Here is a 17,799-nt window from a genome sequence, read left to right as displayed (position 1 = left end):
GCGCGGCGGTCTTCGCCTTGAGCCGTTGCAGCTCCTCCACCCCGGCCACCAGCTCGCCGTCGGGGCGGGCGGACCCGAGCACGTCGGCGACCCCGTCGATCCCCGCACACGCGGTCGCCACGACACCCGCCGCGTCAGCGGGCGCCGGGTCCGGGTGCGGGAGCGGAGTGATCGCCATGCGTCCATTCACCCGCATCCGACCGACATTTCCGACCGCGCTGAACACCACCTGTGGACAAGCAGGCCCGAAGCCACCTTGTGCACGACAAGCGGGCCACGAACGCACCCGTTCCTCACTGGGTGTGCCCCTGTTGGGCCCTGACCTGTCTGTGCTGTCAGGACGCGGCGAACGTCGGCAAGGGTGCGTGCGGCCGGCTTAGTTCTCCGTAGTCGTATGGAGCTATCTAGCCGGCGATGCGGCAGTCGCTCGTGCGGCCGCGACTCGGCCCGTGTCTGGGTCGAGGTTCGAGGGCCGGGTCCAGGGTTCTCATGCCGCGAGCACAAGTGACTGAGCCCGGCGGCGCGCCAGGTGCCGCAGGTGGGAGCGAAAATGCCCCTCACCATGACCAGTGGCGTCGTCACGACAAGAGCCAGACCCATTAGTGCAGATGCTTGATGTGCGGCCGGATCAGGCCGCTCTCGTAGGCGAGCACGACCGCCTGGACCCGGCTGCGCAGGCCCAGCTTCTGCAGCAGGCTGGCCACGTGGGTCTTGGTCGTGTGCTCGCTGACCACCATCTGACCAGCGATCTCGGCGTTGGTGAGGCCGCGGGCGACGAGCGCCAGGACCTCGTGCTCACGCGGGGTGAGGGTCTCCAGGCCGGCCCCGTGGACGATGCCCGCCGCGGGTGGCCCGGCACTCCCCTCGTGCGCGCAGAAGCGTTCGATGAGTCGAGCGGTCACGACGGGAGCGAACAGCGACCCTCCCTGCGCGGTGACCCGGATGGCGGCGAGGAGCTGGTCCTCCTTGGCGTCCTTGAGCAGGAACGCACTGGCTCCTGCGCGGAGCGAGGCGTAGACGTACTCGTCGAGGTCGAAGGTCGTGAGCACGACGACCCGGGGTCCGTCCTGCTGTCCGGTGATCAAGCGGGTCGCCTCGACGCCGTCCATCTCCGGCATCCGGATGTCCATCAGCACGACGTCCGGGCTCACGAGTCTGGCCAGCTCGACGGCCTCCAGACCGTTGCTCGCCTCACCGACGACCTGGAGGTCGGGCTCGACGTCCAGGATCAGGCGGAAGCCGGCCCGCACCAGCGCCTGGTCGTCGGCCAGCAGGACGCGGATCACGCGACCACCCCGGTGGGGAGGCTCGCCCGGATCTCGAAGCCGCCGCCAGGTCTCGGACCCGCGTGCAGCGTGCCACCGTGGACGGACACCCGCTCCCGGACGCCGGCGAGCCCGTGCCCGGACCCACCGCGGGTCCCGCCCCCGTCCCCGTCGTCGCTGACCTCGATCTCCAGGTCCTCCGGCCGGTAGCGCAGCAGCACCTGCGCCCTGGCCCGACCTGCGTGCTTCATCACGTTGGTGAGCCCTTCCTGGACGATGCGGTACGCCGAGAGGTCGACCCCGGGTGGCAGCTCGACGGGCGTGCCCTCGACGACGACGTCGACCAGTAGGCCGGCGCGCGCGACGTCGGCGACCAGGTCGTCGAGCCGCCCCAGCGTGGGACGCGGAGCCAGGGTCTCGGCGCCGACCGCCTCCTCGGTGCGAAGCACCTGCAGCATCCGACGCATCTCCACCAGCGCCTGCTCGCCCGCGTGCTCGATGGTGTCGAACGCGCGGCGCGCGGAGTCGTCGCGAGGTTCGAGGCTGCGCCGACCGCCGCGGGACTGGACCACGATCAGGCTGATGGCGTGGGCCACGACGTCGTGGAGCTCGCGCGCGATCCGGAGCCGCTCGGCCTCCACTGCGGCCTCCGCCAGGGCGACGCTCTCCTGCTCGGCGGCCAGCGCCCGCTCGGCCAGCTCGAGGTCCCGGAGCCTCCTGCGCCGGAACGCGAGCCCGGCCACGAACGGCGCGCCGAGGAACACCATGAAGAAGATCCAGTCGCCCAGGTCGGGCTCCTGTTGGGGGTCCAGGGCGGCCAGCGGGATGATCGCGACCACGAGCGCGGCGGTCAGGACCAGCGTGGCCCGCTGGGCATGGGCACCGGCCGAGTAGATCGCGACCAGGATCGCGAAGAGGAACGCGCCGGTGTCGGCCAGCCCCGGCAGCACCGAGTGGCTCAGCTGGATCACCACCACGGCTGCAAGGAGGGGAAGCACCGGCATGCTGCGGCGCAACGCTAGCGAGGCGGGCATCAGCACCGCCACGAGCAGGGCCCAACCCCGGTAGCCGGTGAGCTCGTTGCTGGAGAGCACCTCGGCCACGAACAGGGCCGCCGTGCCCGCGGCGAGCAGCTGGTCGCCGTGAGCCGACACGAAAGCGCGGACTCCGCGGGCGGTCACGCCGCTCAAGGTAACCCCAACGACGCCGTCGTACATCGCTCTTTCGAGTGATCGCAGGCCCGCTCTTTCGGACGAAGCCAGTCCACTCTCGAGACCGATGTGTCGGGGAGTCCGCCACTCGATGCTAGTCGACACCGTTCACACCACACGAGGAGCTGGCATGACCACCATCGACAAGACCCACAGCACCACCGGCACTGGCTACGACACGGGCCTCCTGTGGCGCGCGGCCGCCGTGACCGCGGTGGCGGCTGTACTCCTCCCCCGCCTCAATGCCGTCCTCCACCAGAACCAGTCGATCTGGGAGCTCGACCCGGAGGCGGCCGTCCTCGCGCCACTCGTCGTGGTCGTCTCGCTGGCAGTCTTCGCACTCCTCGGCCGCCGGCTGTGGCGAGCCCGTTCGATCGCCGCGGCGAGCCTCGCGGTGGGCGTCGCGGCGGTGCTGGGACTGGTGTTCTTCTGGATCAGCGCGGGGATCGTCCTCGGTGGACTCGCAGTGACGCTGGGCGCCGAGGGCTTGCGCCGCCCGGGGCAGCGACGCGGCCTCGCCTGGACCGGGGTCCTGCTCGGTGGCTTCGCCGCCACCCTCAACGCTGCCGTCTGGCTGATCAACTTCTGAGGCCGTTGTCTCGGAGTCCAGCACGGCGTCGGCGGCGGCAGACTTCTCCCATGACCACACCGCAGATCGGCGACTCCGCCCGCCGCAGTCGCAGCATCACCACGCGCGACATCGCGCTCTTCACCGAGCTGACCGGCGACAGGAACCCGATCCACTACGACGAGGAGCTCGCCCGGGCCAGCCGGTTCGGCGGCCTGGTCGTGCAAGGGGGCGTCACGTCGGGACTGCTCAACGCGCTCGTCGCAGAACAGCTCCCGGGACCGGGCAGCGTCTTCCTGGAGGTGTCGTGGCGCTTCCTGGCGCCGGTGCGGCCAGGTGACGAGATCACCGCCGAGGCAACCGTCCTCGAGGCACGCGCCGACAAACCGGTCACGCGGCTGGCCACCGTGATCACGAACCAGGACGGGGTCACCGTGCTCGACGGCACCGCTGTGGTCTGGCGCGACCCGGCGGTCGCCGCGGGCGCTGTGAGCAGCGTGTAGTCCCCACCGATCCTCGAAGCCCGCCCGGACTCACCGCCGGTGGCTCGGGCACCTTCCGGCCACGACGATCCGGGCGGAAGGTCCGGGGAAGGTCCGACCCGGACCCTCGTCCCATGACCACACCCCAGACCAGCGCCACCTACCGACCAGAGCGACGAGTCCTGCCGTGAGCGAGCACGGACACGTCGACACCGTCGTCATCGGTGCCGGTCATGCCGGTCTCGCGATGAGCCGGCTGCTGACCGACGCCGGGCGGGACCACGTCGTCCTGGATCGGGGCCGGATCGGTGAGCGGTGGCGCACCGAGCGCTGGGACTCGCTGCACCTGCTCACCCCGAACTGGATGACCCGCCTCCCGGGGTGGCCCTACGCCGGGCCGGACCCCGACGGGTTCCGCTCCGCGTCCGAGCTCGTCGGCACCCTCGAGAAGTACGCCGCGTCCTTCGCCGCACCGGTCGTGGAGGGCGCCGCGGTGCGGTCGGTGCGACAGGCAGGACTCCAGCAGTACGACGTGGCGACGGACTGTGGCAGCTTCCGGACCCGCCACGTCGTCGTCGCCACCGGGCCGCACGGCACGCCGAACGTCCCGGACGCACTGCGGGGCGGGGATGTCGAGGTCCGGACCAGCAACCAGTACCGCAACCCCGACCAGCTGGCCGCGGGCGGCGTCCTGGTGGTCGGGGCCTCCTCATCCGGCGTACAGATCGCGAACGAGCTGTCCCGAGCCGGTCGCGACGTGGTGCTGGCAGTGGGGCGTCACACGAGGATGCCCCGGCGCTACCGCGGCATGGACGCGTTCTGGTGGATGGAGCAGACCGGTCGCACCGCACGCACGATCGACGAGGTGCGCGATGCCGCTGCCGCCCGGGCCGAGCCGTCGCTGCAGCTCGTGGGGCGCACCGGAGCCGGGACCGCCGCTGACGACCTGGACCTCGCTGTCCTGCAGGCACGCGGGGTCCGACTGGCCGGTCGCCTGGAGTCGTTGACCGGCGGCACCGCGACGTTCTCCGACGACCTGCCGCAGGTGGTGGCGGCGGCCGACCGGCAGATGCACCGGTTCCTCGACGTCGTGGACGACCACATCGACCGGGTCGGCCTCACGGCCGAGGTGTGGCCGCCGGCTCGGCCCCGACGGGTCGATCTCACGCCGACCCCACGGTCCCTGGACCTCGGAGCCGAAGGGATCCGGACCGTGCTGCTGGCCACCGGCTTCCGGCCCGACCACTCCTGGCTCCACCTCCCGGTTCTCGAACCCGGTGGCGCGATCCGGCAGTACCGGGGGGTCACGGCTGCTCCCGGCGTCTACGTGGTGGGTCAGCGGTTCCAGCACCGCCGTGACTCCGGCTTCATCGACGGCGCCCGCCACGACGCCCGCGCCGTGACGACCCACCTGCTGACCGGCTCGCATCCGCCACTGGCGCGCGCCGAGCGCCCCGGCGATCGGCGCGGCTCGGCCGAGACAGGTCGTGCGGTATGAAGACCTACGACGTGGTCGTGGTGGGGGGTCGGGTCGCCGGCGCCTCGACCGCCCTCCTGCTCGCCCGTGCCGGGGCACGCGTCGCCCTGCTGGACCGGCTGCGTCACGGCAGCGACACCCTGTCGACGCACGCGCTGATGCGGGCCGGCGTGCTGCAGCTCACCCGCTGGGGGCTCCTCGACCAGGTGATCGCCGCGGGCACGCCGCCCGTGCGTCGCACGACCTTCCACGTCGAGGACCGGCCACAGGTGCGCGTGACGATCCGGCCGAACGCAGGTGTGGATGCGCTGTACGCCCCGAGGCGCCACGTCCTGGACCGGATCCTCGTCGACGCCGCAGCGGAGGCGGGCGCGGAGGTGTGGCATCAGACGCCAGTGACGGGCCTGCTGCGCGACGACGCGGGTCGCGTCTCCGGGGTGGTTGCGGCTCCGCCCCGCCGCGGCAGGGTGAGGTTGTGCGCCCGGATGACCGTCGGAGCCGACGGGATCGGCTCCCTGGTGGCGCGTGAGGTCGCCGCGCCGTTGGTGGCACAGGGCGACTCGGCCAGCGCGGTCCTGTACCGCTACCTGGGCGGCCTGGAGCCAGCGGGCTACGAGTGGGCGTACGCCGCCGGTGCGGCAGCGGGTGTCATCCCCACCAATGCCGGCGAGAGCTGTGTGTTCGTCGCGGCAACCCCCGACCGTCTCCGGCGGCTGCGCCGCGAGGGCGCCGAGCCCGCCTTCGACGCGTTGCTCGGCCTCGCCGCCGGCGGGTTCGCGGAGCGAGTCCGGGCGGCCCGGCCGAGCGGCCGGATCCGCGGCTGGGCGGGCCTGCCCGGATACGTGCGTCGGTCCTGGGGAGCGGGCTGGGCGCTGGTGGGTGACGCGGGCTACTTCAAGGACCCGATCACCACTCACGGCATGACCGACGCGCTGCGCGACGCCGAGCTGTTGACCGACGCGCTGCTGGCGGTGCTCGGCGGAACCCCGGACGCCGTCGCCCTGCGCGGCTACCAGGAGACCCGGGACCGATTGTCGAGGCGCCTGTTCGAGGTGACCGAGCAGGTCGCGGCGTACGACTGGGGCCCGGATCGGGTGCAGACCCTGCTGCGCCGCGTGAGCTCGGCGATGAGTGACGAGGTGGACCACCTCCAGTCCCTCCCGGTCCGAGCACGGGTCTCCGCGGCCAGTGCGCGGTCCGTGGTCCCTGACATCGTCGCCTCGCCCCGATAATCTTGCCGCCCGAGGAGGAGTCGGCCCTGTGGCGGTGACGATCGGGCTGCTCGGGAGCTTCACGGTGGACGTGGACGGTGTCCGCGTGCCCCCGGACGCGTGGGCGCGTCGCTCGGCCGCGAGCCTGGTGAAGCTGCTTGCTCTGTCCGAGCGCCGCCGGTTGCACCGGGAGCAGGTCATCGAAGCCCTCTGGCCCGGACAGCCCGTGGAGACCGCCGGTCCCCGTCTGCACAAGGCAGCCCACTACGCCCGCCGCGCCCTGGGCGACCGGACGAACGCCATGGTGCTGCGGCAGGACATGGTGACGCTGCTCCCCGAGGACGATGTGGTCGTCGACGTGGCCGAGTTCCTGGAGCACGGTCGGCACGCCGTCGACGAGAAGTCGCCCGACGGCGCACAGCAGGCGCTCGAGCTGTACGGCGGTGAGCTGCTGCCGGAGGACCTCTACGAGCCCTGGACCACCGGCGCCCGAGACGACGTGCGGCACGTGCGCGTCGACCTGCTGCGCCTCGCTCGACGCTGGAAGCAGCTCCTGGAGCTGGAGCCCGCGGACGAGGAGGCCCACCTGGCGCTCGCGACCGAGCTGGCCCAACGCGGAGAGAGCCGCGCAGCGCTGCGTCAGCTGGAGCGCCTCGACAACGCCCTTCGTCGCGAGCTCGGTACCGCCCCGGGGCCCGCTGCTCGCCAGCTCCAGGAACGGCTGCAGGCGGCGACCCAGGTGGCCGCCCCCGCCACGCAGAGCACGCGCCTGGTCGGCCGTCGCGAGGCGGGAGACCGGATCCGCGCCAGGCTGGAACGGGCCGGGGCCTCGAAGGGCGGCGCGGTGGTGCTGGCGGGACCACCGGGCGTGGGCAAGACGGCGCTGCTGGACCTGACCGTGTCGCTGGCGCGACGTCGCGGCTGGCGCACCGGGCGGGGTCTGGCAACCGCGGTCGAGGGACCCTGGCCCTACGCCCCGGTGCTGGAGGCGCTGGGGGACCTCTGCCGTCAGCATCCCGCGCTCCTCGACGGGCTGGGCGACGTCTACCGCGACGAGATCGATCACGCGTTGGCGGGCCGCGAGACAGTCTGGACCGGCGAGTCCGGCCACCAACGGCTGTTCGTCGCCGCCGCCGAGCTGGTGCGCCTCGCGGCGGCGGATCACGGTCTGCTGCTGGTGGTGGACGACGTGCAGGATGCCGACGAGGCCTCGATGCGGCTGATCCACTACCTGGTCCGGTGCGCAGCCACCGAGCCCGTGCTGGTCGCCGTGGCCCACCGGCCCGACCCTCCCACCCCCGTCGCGGACGTCCTGACCAGTCTGGTCGCCCGCGACCTCGATGCGCAGATCGACGTCACGCCGCTGCCCGAGCCGGCTCTCAGACGGCTGCTCGTGGAGCGGCACCCCGACCTCTCGTCCGACGACGTCGCTCGGGTCGTGCAGGCCAGCGGCGGCCTCCCCTTCACCGCCCTGGAGCTGGGCCGGCGGGCGTCGGGCGGCACGACCCGAGGCACGGGCGTCATCCCCGCCGTCCCTCCCGCGGTCGTCCAGACGTTCTCACGCGTGGCGCTGCTGGGCATGACGTTCACGCTCGACGAGCTCGTGGCCGTCGCAGACGTCGAGGAGGACGTGGCCTACCAGCACCTGGACGTCGCCTTGTCGTCGCTGCTGGTCGAGCCCGGGGAGAACGGCCACCGGTTCCGCCATCCGCTGGTGCGTGAGGCGCTGATCGAGCAGCTGGCGCCGTCGGCGGCCGTCACTGCTCGTCGTGAGGTGGCGGAGGCACTGGCCCGGCTCGGAGCGCCGGCCAGTCGCGTCGCCCACCAGTTCCTGGCCGCCGGCCTGCCCCGGCGGGCGCTCCCGTACGTCGCACGGGCGATCGAGGTCGACGGCGCCCTGGGCGCCTACCGTGACGCGCTCGGGCTGCTCGACGCCGTACGTGACCACGCAGCCGGCTCACCGGAGCTGCCGCGGCTGCTGGCGCGCCGCGGTGACCTGCTCCTGGCGCTCGGTGACCCCGGAGCGGCGGAGGCCTACGGCGAGGCGCTGCCGGTCACCTCAGGGACCGAGCACCGGCTGGTCCGGGCACGGCTGGCACGCGCGAGCGGCCTCACCGGCGACGTCGACACCGCCGCGGCCGCGCTCGACGGCCTCGACCTAGAGGGTGACGCCGCCGACGGGCCGCTGCTCATCGCCCGTGGCAACCTCGCCTACTTCACCGGCGACGTCGACGCCGCCTGGGACATCGCCGCGCAGGCGCGAGCACTGCTGCCGCTCGCGGTCGACGAGTGGCACCTGATGGACCTGATCTCCCTCCAGGGCCTGATCGCGCACCAGCGCGGCGAGTGGTTCGACCGGTTCCGCATGGAGCTGCGGCGCACTCGCGGCCAGGAGCGACTCGCTGTAGCCCTCTTCGACGCCCACCTGTGCGTGGCGGAGTACCTGCTCTACGGTCCCGTGCCCTACGACGAGGTGATCAGGGACACCGAGGAGCTGCGGACCCGTGCCAACCAGGCGGGTGCGTTGCGTGGTGTGGCCTTCGCCACCGCCCTGATCGGTGAGGCGGCGTTGCTGATGGGAGACCTCGAGCGTGCGGAGCGTGAGCTGGAGGAGTCGGTGGAGCTGCACCGCGACATCGACGCACCAGCCGGAGAGGCGCACAGCCTGCAGCGGCTGGCGGAGGTCCGCCTCGCGCAAGGTGACCGAGGCGCTGCCGGACAGCTCCTGCAGCGCGCCTTGCCGTTGGCACGATGGGCGGTGATCAGCATGCACCTGCTGCAGCGGATCTACGGCACGATGATCGCCGCCGCGCCGGACCCGGCAGCAGCCCGCGCGGTCGTGGACCGGGCCGAGGCAACGATGGGCCAGAGAGACGCGTGCTCGTTCTGCGACGTGATGCTGGCAGTGCCGGCCGCGATCGCGTGCGCCGACGTCGGTGACCTCGAGGACGCCCAGCGATACCTGTCGATCGCGCGGAAGTCGGCCGCGCGATGGGAGGGTACGGCGTGGCAGGCCGCAGTGACCGAGGCCGAGGCCCACCTCGCACGTGCCGACGGCGACGAGTCTCGAGCCGTAGGGCTGGCCGAGCAGGCGGCCGTCCTCTTCGACACGGCCGGGCACCTGACAGATGCCGAGCGCTGTCGCAGCCTGGCCGCCCGATCAGTCGAGCCGGTGGCGTACGCCGAGCCCACCGGCTGACTCGTCAGTCCACCAGTGCCAGGACGACCGCCACGATGACGAACGCGCCGACCGAGGTCAGCGTGCGAAGCAGGTTGAAGCGGACCCAGCGCTCCTCGAACCGCGACCTGGCGGGCCCCGGGTCCCCGCCGCCCTCGAGGTCCACCTGCTGGATCTCCTTGTTGAGCGGCAGGTGGACGGCGGCTGTGATCGCGACCGTGGCGACGGCCAGCACCAGCGCGGCCACGAGCAGCGTGACCGTCGTACCGTCCTGATCGAGGTTCAGCACCAGTGCCACCGCCACGAGCAGCGGCCCGCCCATGAACGTCGTCATGAACCAGGGGTTGTAGACCGCCTGGTCGACCCCCTGGAACGCCCCCACGTAGGTGCGGTCGTCGCGGCGGGCCAGGCCTGGCATCGCGGTGTGCGAGAACGCGTAGAAGAACCCCGCCAGCAACCCGTTCACGATCGTGGCGAGCAGCAGCACGACAGCTCCGGCCTCCACGGTCACCGCCAGGTCGTGGCGTGACGCGCGAAGTGGTCGCCGCTCTGGACGGGGACGACGCAGAAGACCATGCCGGCGGGATCGGTGAGGATCGTGTAGCCGTCGCGCTCCTCGAGCACGGCGGCGCCGATGCCGACGACCCTGGCCACCTCCGCCGCCACGTCGTCGGTCTCGATGTCGAGGTGGATGCGCGGCGGCGTTCCGGCCCCCGTGCGCTGCAGCTCCAAGAGCTCACCGCCGGCCAGCGGTGTGAGCGACTCGTACGGGTCCTCGCCCGGTGGGGCGTCGGCGCGCGACCGATCCGACCCGGTCGCGGCGGCCCAGAAGGTCGCGGTCGCCTCGTACGACTCCTCGGGTTGGTCGATCAGGAACACGCCGATCCGGCTGCGATGCATGGCGGGAGCGTACGACGAGGCGGAGACGTCGTGCTCAGGAGCGCCGCCGATTTCGGGAGCACGCACCGCGTCCGATTCACTAGTGTCGAGAGCACTGCGCCAGCGCGTGTGCGAGAGGAGGCGACCGTGACCCAGGACCAGTCCACCGTGCGTCGTCGCCGTCACCTGATGGACCCGAACGCACCTCGCAAGCCGCGTGACCCGGAGGCCGAGCGTCGTCTCCAGCGCGTGCAGCAGTGGGTGCTGTCGACGCTGGCGGTCACCACGATCCTGCACCTGTCAGGGGGCCTGATCGTCGCCGCGGCCGTCATGGGTGCCGACGAGCGGGTCGGGCAGATCGGGCTCGTGGTCATCGCGGGAGCCTTCGGTGCGCTGGCGATCGCGGTCGGGCTGGCGATCCACCGACGCTCGATGCTCTCCCCCTGGCTCGCGCTGGGGGCGATCCCGATCCTCGTCGGGCTGCTGGTCATCCGCTGAGCACGGACCCCGGTCAGGGGGAGATCAGCAGCTTGCCGGTCGTGCCACCGGCCTCGAGGTCACGATGCGCCTGTGCGGCTTCCGCGAGCGGGTACCGGCCGCCGATCCTGACCGCCAGTGCGCCGGACGCCACCGCACCGAGCACGTCCGACGCACGCCACAGCAGCTCCGCGCGGTCGAGCAGGTGGTGCGTCAGCATCGGCCGCGTCAAGAAGAGCGACCCCTTGCGGTTGAGGACCTGGGGATCGAGAGGCGGCACCGGACCGCTGGCTGCGCCGAAGAGAACCATGGTGCCGCGCGGCCGCAGCACGTCGAGTCCTGCGTCGAACGTGGTCCGGCCGACCCCGTCGTACACGACGTGGACGCCCTCGCCGCCGGTGATCCGGTCGACCGCCTCGACAACGTCGGTGTCGCGGTAGAAGACGATCTCGTCCGCGCCCGCGGCCCGCGCGAGGTCGGCCTTCGCCTCGGTCGAGGTCGTGCCGATGACTCGCACCCCCCTGGCCTTCAGCATCTGGCACAGCAACAGCCCCACCCCGCCGGCCGCGGCGTGGACGAGGGCGGTGTGATCGCGGGCGGCTGGGAACGTCGACTCGACCAGGTAGTGGGCCGTCATCCCCTGCAGCATCACGGCGGCGGCCAGCTCGAGGTCGACCTGGTCCGGGACCAGCACCGCCTTGTCCGCGGGCACGGCCGCCGTCTCGGCGTAGCCGGTCCCGTCGACCATCGCCCACGTGACCCGGTCGCCCTCCGCGAAGTCCTCGACGTCGGGCCCGACGGCCGTGACCGTGCCGGCTCCTTCCGACCCCACGACGTAGGGCAGCTGCTTCGGGTAGGCACCCGTGCGCTGGTAGATGTCGACGAAGTTCACGCCGCCGGCAGCCACGGCGACCACGAGGTCGCCCGGTCCCGGCTCGGGGTCGGGTCGCTCCTCCAGCGTCAGGACCTCCGGTCCGCCGAGCTCGTTGACCACGATCGCACGCATGCCTCCACCCTAAGCAGCGGCTCGCACAGGGGCGCTACGCCGAGCGGGCCGGAGGTTCGCAGGGTCGGGGCATGACTCGTTCCACGTCCCACCTCAGGATTCGCTTAGCCGACCCTCGCAGCCGCCTCGTCGCCGACCTACAGTGGGAGCAGGCGAGCGGGAAGGAGGCAGCCATGGCCACGAGCGGAGAGCCGGTGCTGCGTGCCCTCTGGGAGGCCGACGCGGCCACCGATGCGGCCCGCGAGCTCGACGAGGCCACCCCGGCCAAGGTCTGCAAGCGGATGCGCGGGGTCACCTTCGACGGGATGGCCGAGCCGGGCACCGACCTGCGGCAGGCCTGGCGCGACCTGCTGGCGCGCGAGGGCAAGCTCCACGGCTCCGGGGAGACCATCCGCGACCTCGTGCTGGGCCGCGAGGAGGGATGAACCCCCGCCCCGACAGCGTCGCCGGGCTCACCGAGGCGCTGCGCGGCGACGGGTACCTCGCCGACCGAGGCCTGGCCACCGCGGCGTACGTCGCGCTCTCGTTGGACCGCCCGCTGCTGCTGGAGGGCGAGGTCGGGGTCGGCAAGACCGAGATCGCGAAGGCTCTGGCGCGCGTGCTCGGCCGGCGACTGATCCGGCTGCAGTGCTACGAGGGCATCGACACCCACCAGGCGCTCTACGAGTGGGACTACGCGCGACAGCTGCTCCAGATCCGCGCGCTCTCCGAGCGCGACCTGGCCGACGACTCAGCCGTCGACGCACTGTTCGGGCCCGCCTTCCTGCTCGAGCGGCCGCTCCTCGACGCGGTCCGCGCAGGTGACTCCGCTGTGCTGCTCGTGGACGAGGTCGACCGCGCGGACGACGAGTTCGAGGCCTTCCTGCTCGAGCTGTTGTCGGACTTCGCGATCACGATCCCCGAGATCGGCACCGTCGCTGCCGAGCGGCCACCTCTGGTCGTGCTGACGTCCAACCGGACCCGCGAGCTCCACGACGCCCTTAAGCGCCGCTGCCTCTACTCCTGGGTGGGCTACCCCGACACGGAGCGAGAGCTGGCGATCGTGCGTGCGCGGATCCCGGGGGTCGACGAGCGGCTCGCACGCAAGGTGGTGGCTGCGGTGCAGCGACTGCGCGACCTCGACCTGGTCAAGGCGCCCGGCGTCGCGGAGACGCTCGACTGGGTCGCGACGCTGGCTGCGGTCGGCGCGACCGGCCCGGAGGGCTTCGACGCCGCCACCATCGAGGACACGATCGGCGCCGTGGTCAAGGACCACGACGACCTCGCCGTCGTCCGCGAGCGGGTGCACGAGCTGGCCGCTGGCGGTGCACCCTATGTCCCCCGCAGTGGCTGAGCAGCCGGCCGCGGGCCTCACCGAGACCCTGGTCGGGTTCGGTCGGGAGCTCCGGTCCGCAGGGCTTCCCGTGGGCACCGGCGAGGTGATGACGCTGTGTGCCGCGATGGACCCGCTCGACCCCACTGACCTGCTCGACCTCTACTGGGGCGGTCGCGCCACGCTGGTCTCCCGGCATGACCAGATCCCCGTCTACCACGACGTGTTCCTGCGCTACTTCCTCGACGCGCCCGGCGACGCCCCCGACCCCGCGCGGCCGTTCACTCCCCCGCAGCTTCGCGAGGCGCGCAGCGCGCTGCAGCTGCCCGAGACCGAACGGCTGGGACGCGAGCGCGAGGAGGAGCGGGCCCCGCTGGGACTGGTCGCCTCCGACGTGGGCACGCTGAAGCACAAGGCGTTCGCTGCCTGCTCGACGGAGGAGCTGGCCGCGCTGCGTCGGATCATGCGGACGGTCCGGCTGACGCCCCCCCGTCGGCGGTCACGGCGTACTGTGCCCACCCGGTCGGGCCGCCGACCCGACCTGCGTCGGACCGTGCGTGAGGCGCTGCGCACCCACGGCGACCCGGCGGTGCTGCTCTGGCGCGAGCGCCGGCTGCGGCCCCGGCCGCTGGTGCTGATCCTCGACGTCTCCGGCTCGATGGCCGACTACTCCCGGGCGCTGCTCCAGTTCGCCCACGTGACCACCCGGGCCACGCAGCGGGTGGAGGTTTTCTGCTTCGGGACCCGGTTGACCCGGATCACCCACGAGCTCCGCCACCGGCGCCCCGACGACGCGCTGGACCGGGCCGCCCGGACGGTCGTCGACTGGGAGGGGGGTACCCGGATCGGCGCCAGCCTCGACACGTTCGTCCGCGAGCACGGCCGTCACGGGATCGGGCGAGGCGGACTCGTCGTGATCTGCTCCGACGGGCTGGACCGGGGCGACCCTGCCCTGCTGGAGTCCGCGCTGGCCCGGTTGGCGCGACTCAGCCATCGGATCGTGTGGCTCAACCCGCACGCCGGCACCGGCCTCGCCCCGTCCTGGGCGATGGCGGTCGCGGCCCCCTACATCGATGCCGAGCGGTCGGCTCGCGACCTCGCCGGTCTGGAGGAGTTCGCCCGGACCCTGGCAGCGCTCGGATGATCCGGCTCGGATCGCTGGCGGGCTATCCGTTCGACGGGCCACGGCTGCTGGCGGGATGGACGCCCCCGGCCGAGCCGGCGGTGTACGTCGTGCTCTACCGGCCGGACCCGGCGCGAGCCCGGTACGCCGTGATCTACGTCGGTCACACCGACGACCTGTCTCGCGAGGGGTTTCCCTTCCGGCACCCGGCAGCACCCTGCTGGGTCGAGCGGGCCGGACACCGGCACGCCGTGCACGTCGCGACGTACCGGATCCCCGGGGGTGGCCCCGGCCACCGGGAGCAGATCGCCGACGAGCTGATCGCGGTGTACCGGCCGCAGTGCAACCAGCAGCAGCTGGAGTCCGCCTGGCAGGACCACTGGATCGGCTCCTACCAGGCGCCGACGACCGGACCGCTCACAACCCGGCGATCACCCGGCGAGCGGGCACCGAGACCCGGGCCGGATCAGGAACCGACGGACTCGTAGCCGACCGCCTCGTGCAGCCGGGAGCGGCGGGTGCCGGAGGCGGGGCGGGCCGGTGGCCGGTCAGCGGTCGGGGGCTCGTACGTCGCGCCCTGGACGATCCCCTCGGCCATGCCGTACAGCAGCGGCAGCGCCCCGGCCACCACCCCGCCGGTGCGGTTGATGTGCTGCAGGCCGGGCAAGATCGGCTCGGCGTTGACGACGATCCGGTCGACGATCTCGCTGCACTCCTCCAGGTTCTCGGCGATCCGGGTGAGCTGGGTGCCGACGACGTACAGGTAGCCGGCGAGGCCGGCGATCAGCAACACGATGTCGACGACGGTCAACACGACGAGAGTGGTCACAGCCGCACCTTTCCCAGGACCCGGCCGAGGAACAGGTGGTGCTCGAGACCCTCGGCGAGCACCGCGTCGACCCCGGCAGCGGTGGTGGCGATCAACGAGGTGTCATCGGTGTTGCGCTCCGCGTCGCGCAGCGTCGCCTTCACCTTCTCCACGCGTCGGTCGATGGTCCGCACCTCGAGCACCAGGATCGTCAGCAGCGCCGCCACGGCGAGGACGACGACGAAGCCGCCGATCACCGCACCCCACCACAGCGACTCCTCGGTGTCGGTCAGCATCACGGTCAGTGACATGTCAACCTCCCAACCTGGTGCGTCCGCGGTTCAGGCCCGCGACGATCGTCTCGGCGCTCTCGATCGTGGTGCGCAGCCCGGCCAGCCCGGCGGTGTTCGTCACCGACTGCTGCAACGAGTCGTCGATCGCCGCAGCCTGCTTGCCGATCCGGTGCGCCAGCAGCAGGATCGGCACCACGAGGGCGACGACCACCAGGACCACCACGATCCCCACGACGTACCCGATCATCCACCCGGTCTCCGCCATCACCGTCATGGCTCACACCCCCTCGCAGAAGTCGCGCACCGGCTCGAGACTGCTGTTGACGGCCGCCACGGACGCCGGGACCGTCGCCGTCCGGTCGGCGACCAGCCCGACCCCGGCGATCACGCCGTCCAGGGTCCGGACCACCGCTCGGAGGTGCCCGATCACCCGGATCAGGCCGAGCGCGGCGGCGGCGATGATGAGTGCGGCGATGACGACGGTCACCCAGGCGACGACAGGCATCAGCTCACCCCAGCAGCTTCGCGACGGAACCGGCGTACCTGACAGCGCCCTGCGAGACGGCGTCGACCGTTGCGCCGGTCGTGGCCAGCGTCTCGGGCACCTCCTCCAGCTCTGCTGCCAGTGCCCCGCCGCCGGTGAGGATCGCGTCGGACGCGGCGCGGATCCGTTCGAGCGCGGCGAGCACACGGTTGAGCAGCGCCACCAGCACAGGTACGACGACGACCAGCAGGACGATGTTGGCGATCCACCACAGCACGATGACGGCCTCCTCAGCTCGCGATGTTGCTCGGGCGGTAGGGCAGGAAGAAGCGTCGGAAGACGCGGGTCAGCGCCAGCCGCGCGGCTTGCAGGCCGAGAGAGAACCCGCTGGCGGGCCTGGACGCGGCGACCGCCTCCGGCGACTCGCCCCGCTCGATGGCGGCGATCCGGGCCTGGGCGTTGTCGGCGAACTGCCCCATGAGGACGGTCGTGACGTCCGCGATCATGCCGCGGCCGTACTGCGCCGCGGCACCGGAGAGCTGCAGGTCTTGATCGAGCTGCACCCGGGTTCCGGTGCCCGCCGGTGCGAGCACTGCCGTGACGGTCATCGCGGCCTGGCCGCGACCCTTGCGGTCCGCACCCGACGCGTCGATCACCATCCGCTTCGTGGCGTCGTCGCGCTCCACGATCCGTGCGCGGCCGTCGAACTCGAGCTTGACCGGTCCCATCCGGACGCCGACCCCGCCGCCGTAGGTGTCGTCGCCGAGCTCGTCGGTGAGCTGGGCGCCGGGAAGGCACGCGGCCACCTGCGGTACGTCGCCGAAGAACGCCCACACCTTGTCGACCGGCTGCGCCACCTCGAACTGGTTGCTGATCCGCATGATCAGGCCTCCGTGACCGTGAGGAACCGGGCCGGGTCCTCCGCGAACGCGTCCCGACATCCCACGCAGCAGAAGTGGTAGGTGGTCCCCTCGTGCTCGTAGGGGAAGTGAGCGTCATCGGCGGGCACGGTCATGTGGCAGACCGGGTCGACCGCGTCAGGGGTCTCCAGCAGCGGCAGCTCAGTGCGCTGCGGCTGCTCGCCGGCGAAACCACCGGCCGCGCGGACCTTGACCAGCTCGGCGAGGATCGAGACCGCGATCTCCCGGTGGGTCGTCGGTCCCAGGTCGATCCCGACCGGGGTGCTCACCCGGTCCAGCAGGTGCTGGGGTATCCCCTGCTCGGCGACGTAGCCGAGCACCGCCCGGCCGCGCTTGTGGGACGCCACCAGCCCCAGGTATGCCGGCATCGCCGACGCCGCGTGCTTGACCACGTCCTCGTCGCCGTGCCCCTGGGTGGCCACCATCACGACCGATCGGGGGTCGACGTCGGCCGCCGTGAACTCCGGCCCCGTCATCAGCTCGGCGCGCCACCCGACGGCCGTGGCCAGCTCGGTGAGGACGCGTGCCATCGGCGAGTGGCCGACGACGACGAGGTGGACCGCCGGCTTGGCCGGCTCGACGTAGATCTGGAGCGCTCCCTCGCTCTGGCAGGACATCGGGATCGCCGTCACCCCCTCGGGAAGGAGCAGGTCGTCGGTCGCACCGAGGTAGAGCAGTGCCGACTCGCCCGCCGTGATGAGTCGCTGCGCCGCGCGGATCACGCTGGGCTCGGCACAGGCACCACCGATCCAGCCGTGCAGCCGACCGTCCGCCGTGACGATCGCCCGCCCACCCAGCTGCCCCGACGACGGCGCCTGCCGCCACACCACGGTCGCGACGGCGTACGCCTCACCACGGCTCTCCAGGTCCCGGGCGACGTCGGCCAGCTCGTCCGGCTCGATCATCGGTCGGTCCTGATCGGGGGCGCGCCGGACACGTCACGCCGCTCGGTCAGCGCCTCGTGGACCCGGTCGGGCAGCAGCGGCATGTCCACGTTGCGCACTCCGGCTCCCTTGATCGCGTCCATCACGGCGTTGACGAACGCGGCCGGGCCGCCGACGGTCGCACACTCCCCGATCCCCTTCGCGCCGATCGGGTGGTGCGG

The 17,799-nt window shown here is 72.3% G+C and carries 23 protein-coding genes; 10 read left to right on the top strand and 13 right to left on the bottom strand.

What is annotated here, in order from left to right; translation table 11 throughout:
- Positions 1-599 precede the first annotated feature (599 nt).
- Both VFZ39_RS02105 and VFZ39_RS02100 read right to left on the bottom strand, forming a co-directional pair.
- Positions 600-1,286, bottom strand: a complete 687-nt coding sequence (locus tag VFZ39_RS02105; RefSeq protein ID WP_330864068.1) for a response regulator transcription factor — start codon at positions 1,284-1,286, stop codon at positions 600-602.
- Complete coding sequence (locus tag VFZ39_RS02100; RefSeq protein WP_330864067.1) at positions 1,283-2,446, bottom strand: sensor histidine kinase; 1,164 nt, start codon at positions 2,444-2,446, stop codon at positions 1,283-1,285. Before VFZ39_RS02100 ends, VFZ39_RS02105 begins: the two co-directional genes overlap by 4 nt.
- Positions 2,447-2,606: 160 nt before the next feature.
- On the opposite strand from VFZ39_RS02100, the gene VFZ39_RS02095 reads away from it, so the two are divergent.
- The 5 genes from VFZ39_RS02095 (at position 2,607) to VFZ39_RS02075 (ending at position 9,413) form a co-directional block, all read left to right on the top strand.
- Entirely contained in the window at positions 2,607-3,065 is a 459-nt protein-coding gene (locus VFZ39_RS02095) for a hypothetical protein (RefSeq protein ID WP_330864066.1), read from the top strand.
- A 50-nt stretch (positions 3,066-3,115) separates the two neighbouring features.
- Positions 3,116-3,547 carry a MaoC family dehydratase gene (locus tag VFZ39_RS02090; RefSeq protein ID WP_330864065.1) on the top strand — a complete coding sequence of 144 codons (432 nt, stop codon included), beginning with the start codon at positions 3,116-3,118 and terminating at the stop codon, positions 3,545-3,547.
- A gap of 166 nt (positions 3,548-3,713) precedes the next feature.
- Positions 3,714-5,024 (top strand): NAD(P)-binding domain-containing protein, encoded by a 1,311-nt coding sequence (locus VFZ39_RS02085; protein WP_330864064.1) that lies wholly within the window; start codon positions 3,714-3,716, stop codon positions 5,022-5,024.
- Complete coding sequence (locus VFZ39_RS02080; RefSeq protein ID WP_330864063.1) at positions 5,021-6,235, top strand: NAD(P)/FAD-dependent oxidoreductase; 1,215 nt, start codon at positions 5,021-5,023, stop codon at positions 6,233-6,235. Before VFZ39_RS02085 ends, VFZ39_RS02080 begins: the two co-directional genes overlap by 4 nt.
- A 28-nt stretch (positions 6,236-6,263) precedes the next feature.
- The gene (locus tag VFZ39_RS02075; RefSeq protein ID WP_330864062.1) at positions 6,264-9,413 is read left to right on the top strand and encodes an ATP-binding protein; all 3,150 of its coding nucleotides are present in this window, start codon (positions 6,264-6,266) and stop codon (positions 9,411-9,413) included.
- A gap of 4 nt (positions 9,414-9,417) precedes the next feature.
- On the opposite strand, the gene VFZ39_RS02070 is transcribed toward VFZ39_RS02075, so the two are convergent.
- Entirely contained in the window at positions 9,418-9,903 is a 486-nt protein-coding gene (locus VFZ39_RS02070; protein WP_330864061.1) for a DUF1772 domain-containing protein, read from the bottom strand.
- Positions 9,900-10,292: a VOC family protein gene (locus VFZ39_RS02065; RefSeq protein WP_330864060.1), complete on the bottom strand. Its 393-nt coding sequence runs from the start codon at positions 10,290-10,292 to the stop codon at positions 9,900-9,902. The genes VFZ39_RS02070 and VFZ39_RS02065 overlap by 4 nt, the downstream gene beginning before the upstream one ends.
- Positions 10,293-10,418: 126 nt before the next feature.
- On the opposite strand from VFZ39_RS02065, the gene VFZ39_RS02060 reads away from it, so the two are divergent.
- Positions 10,419-10,769: a hypothetical protein gene (locus tag VFZ39_RS02060; protein WP_330864059.1), complete on the top strand. Its 351-nt coding sequence runs from the start codon at positions 10,419-10,421 to the stop codon at positions 10,767-10,769.
- A 13-nt stretch (positions 10,770-10,782) separates the two neighbouring features.
- Here VFZ39_RS02060 and VFZ39_RS02055 read toward each other — a convergent pair whose 3' ends face one another.
- Entirely contained in the window at positions 10,783-11,754 is a 972-nt protein-coding gene (locus VFZ39_RS02055; protein ID WP_330864058.1) for a quinone oxidoreductase family protein, read from the bottom strand.
- A gap of 173 nt (positions 11,755-11,927) precedes the next feature.
- Between VFZ39_RS02055 and VFZ39_RS02050 the strand changes: the two genes are divergently transcribed.
- From VFZ39_RS02050 to VFZ39_RS02035, 4 genes are read left to right on the top strand one after another with little or no spacing between them, the layout of a single operon-like run.
- Positions 11,928-12,179: a hypothetical protein gene (locus VFZ39_RS02050; RefSeq protein ID WP_330864057.1), complete on the top strand. Its 252-nt coding sequence runs from the start codon at positions 11,928-11,930 to the stop codon at positions 12,177-12,179.
- Entirely contained in the window at positions 12,176-13,087 is a 912-nt protein-coding gene (locus VFZ39_RS02045) for an AAA family ATPase (RefSeq protein ID WP_330864056.1), read from the top strand. The genes VFZ39_RS02050 and VFZ39_RS02045 overlap by 4 nt, the downstream gene beginning before the upstream one ends.
- A complete protein-coding gene (locus VFZ39_RS02040) occupies positions 13,080-14,210 on the top strand; it encodes a vWA domain-containing protein (protein WP_330864055.1) in 1,131 nt (376 codons plus the stop codon). The genes VFZ39_RS02045 and VFZ39_RS02040 overlap by 8 nt, the downstream gene beginning before the upstream one ends.
- Positions 14,207-14,677, top strand: coding sequence for a hypothetical protein (locus tag VFZ39_RS02035; RefSeq protein ID WP_330864054.1), 471 nt, complete (start codon positions 14,207-14,209; stop codon positions 14,675-14,677). Before VFZ39_RS02040 ends, VFZ39_RS02035 begins: the two co-directional genes overlap by 4 nt.
- Here the strand turns inward: VFZ39_RS02035 and VFZ39_RS02030 are convergent.
- The 8 genes from VFZ39_RS02030 to VFZ39_RS01995 form a co-directional block, all read right to left on the bottom strand.
- Positions 14,656-15,018 (bottom strand): hypothetical protein, encoded by a 363-nt coding sequence (locus VFZ39_RS02030; RefSeq protein ID WP_330864053.1) that lies wholly within the window; start codon positions 15,016-15,018, stop codon positions 14,656-14,658. The two genes, VFZ39_RS02035 and VFZ39_RS02030, sit on opposite strands and share 22 nt — an antisense overlap.
- Positions 15,015-15,308 carry a hypothetical protein gene (locus tag VFZ39_RS02025; protein ID WP_330864052.1) on the bottom strand — a complete coding sequence of 98 codons (294 nt, stop codon included), beginning with the start codon at positions 15,306-15,308 and terminating at the stop codon, positions 15,015-15,017. The genes VFZ39_RS02030 and VFZ39_RS02025 overlap by 4 nt, the downstream gene beginning before the upstream one ends.
- Before the next feature lies 1 nt (position 15,309).
- Positions 15,310-15,564, bottom strand: coding sequence for a hypothetical protein (locus VFZ39_RS02020; protein WP_330864051.1), 255 nt, complete (start codon positions 15,562-15,564; stop codon positions 15,310-15,312).
- Positions 15,565-15,567: 3 nt separating this feature from the next.
- Positions 15,568-15,795, bottom strand: coding sequence for a hypothetical protein (locus VFZ39_RS02015; RefSeq protein WP_330864050.1), 228 nt, complete (start codon positions 15,793-15,795; stop codon positions 15,568-15,570).
- 4 nt (positions 15,796-15,799) lie between these two features.
- Positions 15,800-16,051, bottom strand: a complete 252-nt coding sequence (locus VFZ39_RS02010) for a hypothetical protein (protein ID WP_330864049.1) — start codon at positions 16,049-16,051, stop codon at positions 15,800-15,802.
- 13 nt (positions 16,052-16,064) lie between these two features.
- Positions 16,065-16,655, bottom strand: coding sequence for an SRPBCC family protein (locus VFZ39_RS02005; RefSeq protein ID WP_330864048.1), 591 nt, complete (start codon positions 16,653-16,655; stop codon positions 16,065-16,067).
- 2 nt (positions 16,656-16,657) lie between these two features.
- Positions 16,658-17,599 carry an XdhC family protein gene (locus VFZ39_RS02000; RefSeq protein ID WP_330864047.1) on the bottom strand — a complete coding sequence of 314 codons (942 nt, stop codon included), beginning with the start codon at positions 17,597-17,599 and terminating at the stop codon, positions 16,658-16,660.
- Positions 17,596-17,799: hypothetical protein (locus VFZ39_RS01995; protein WP_330864046.1), on the bottom strand; the 204-nt coding region annotated here is incomplete at its 5' end. The genes VFZ39_RS02000 and VFZ39_RS01995, both read right to left, overlap by 4 nt.

Source organism: Nocardioides sp. (assembly GCF_036374615.1).
GTDB lineage: Bacteria > Actinomycetota > Actinomycetes > Propionibacteriales > Nocardioidaceae > Nocardioides.
Note: the sequence above shows the minus strand (reverse complement) of the source record. Positions and strands in the feature narration are given on the sequence as shown.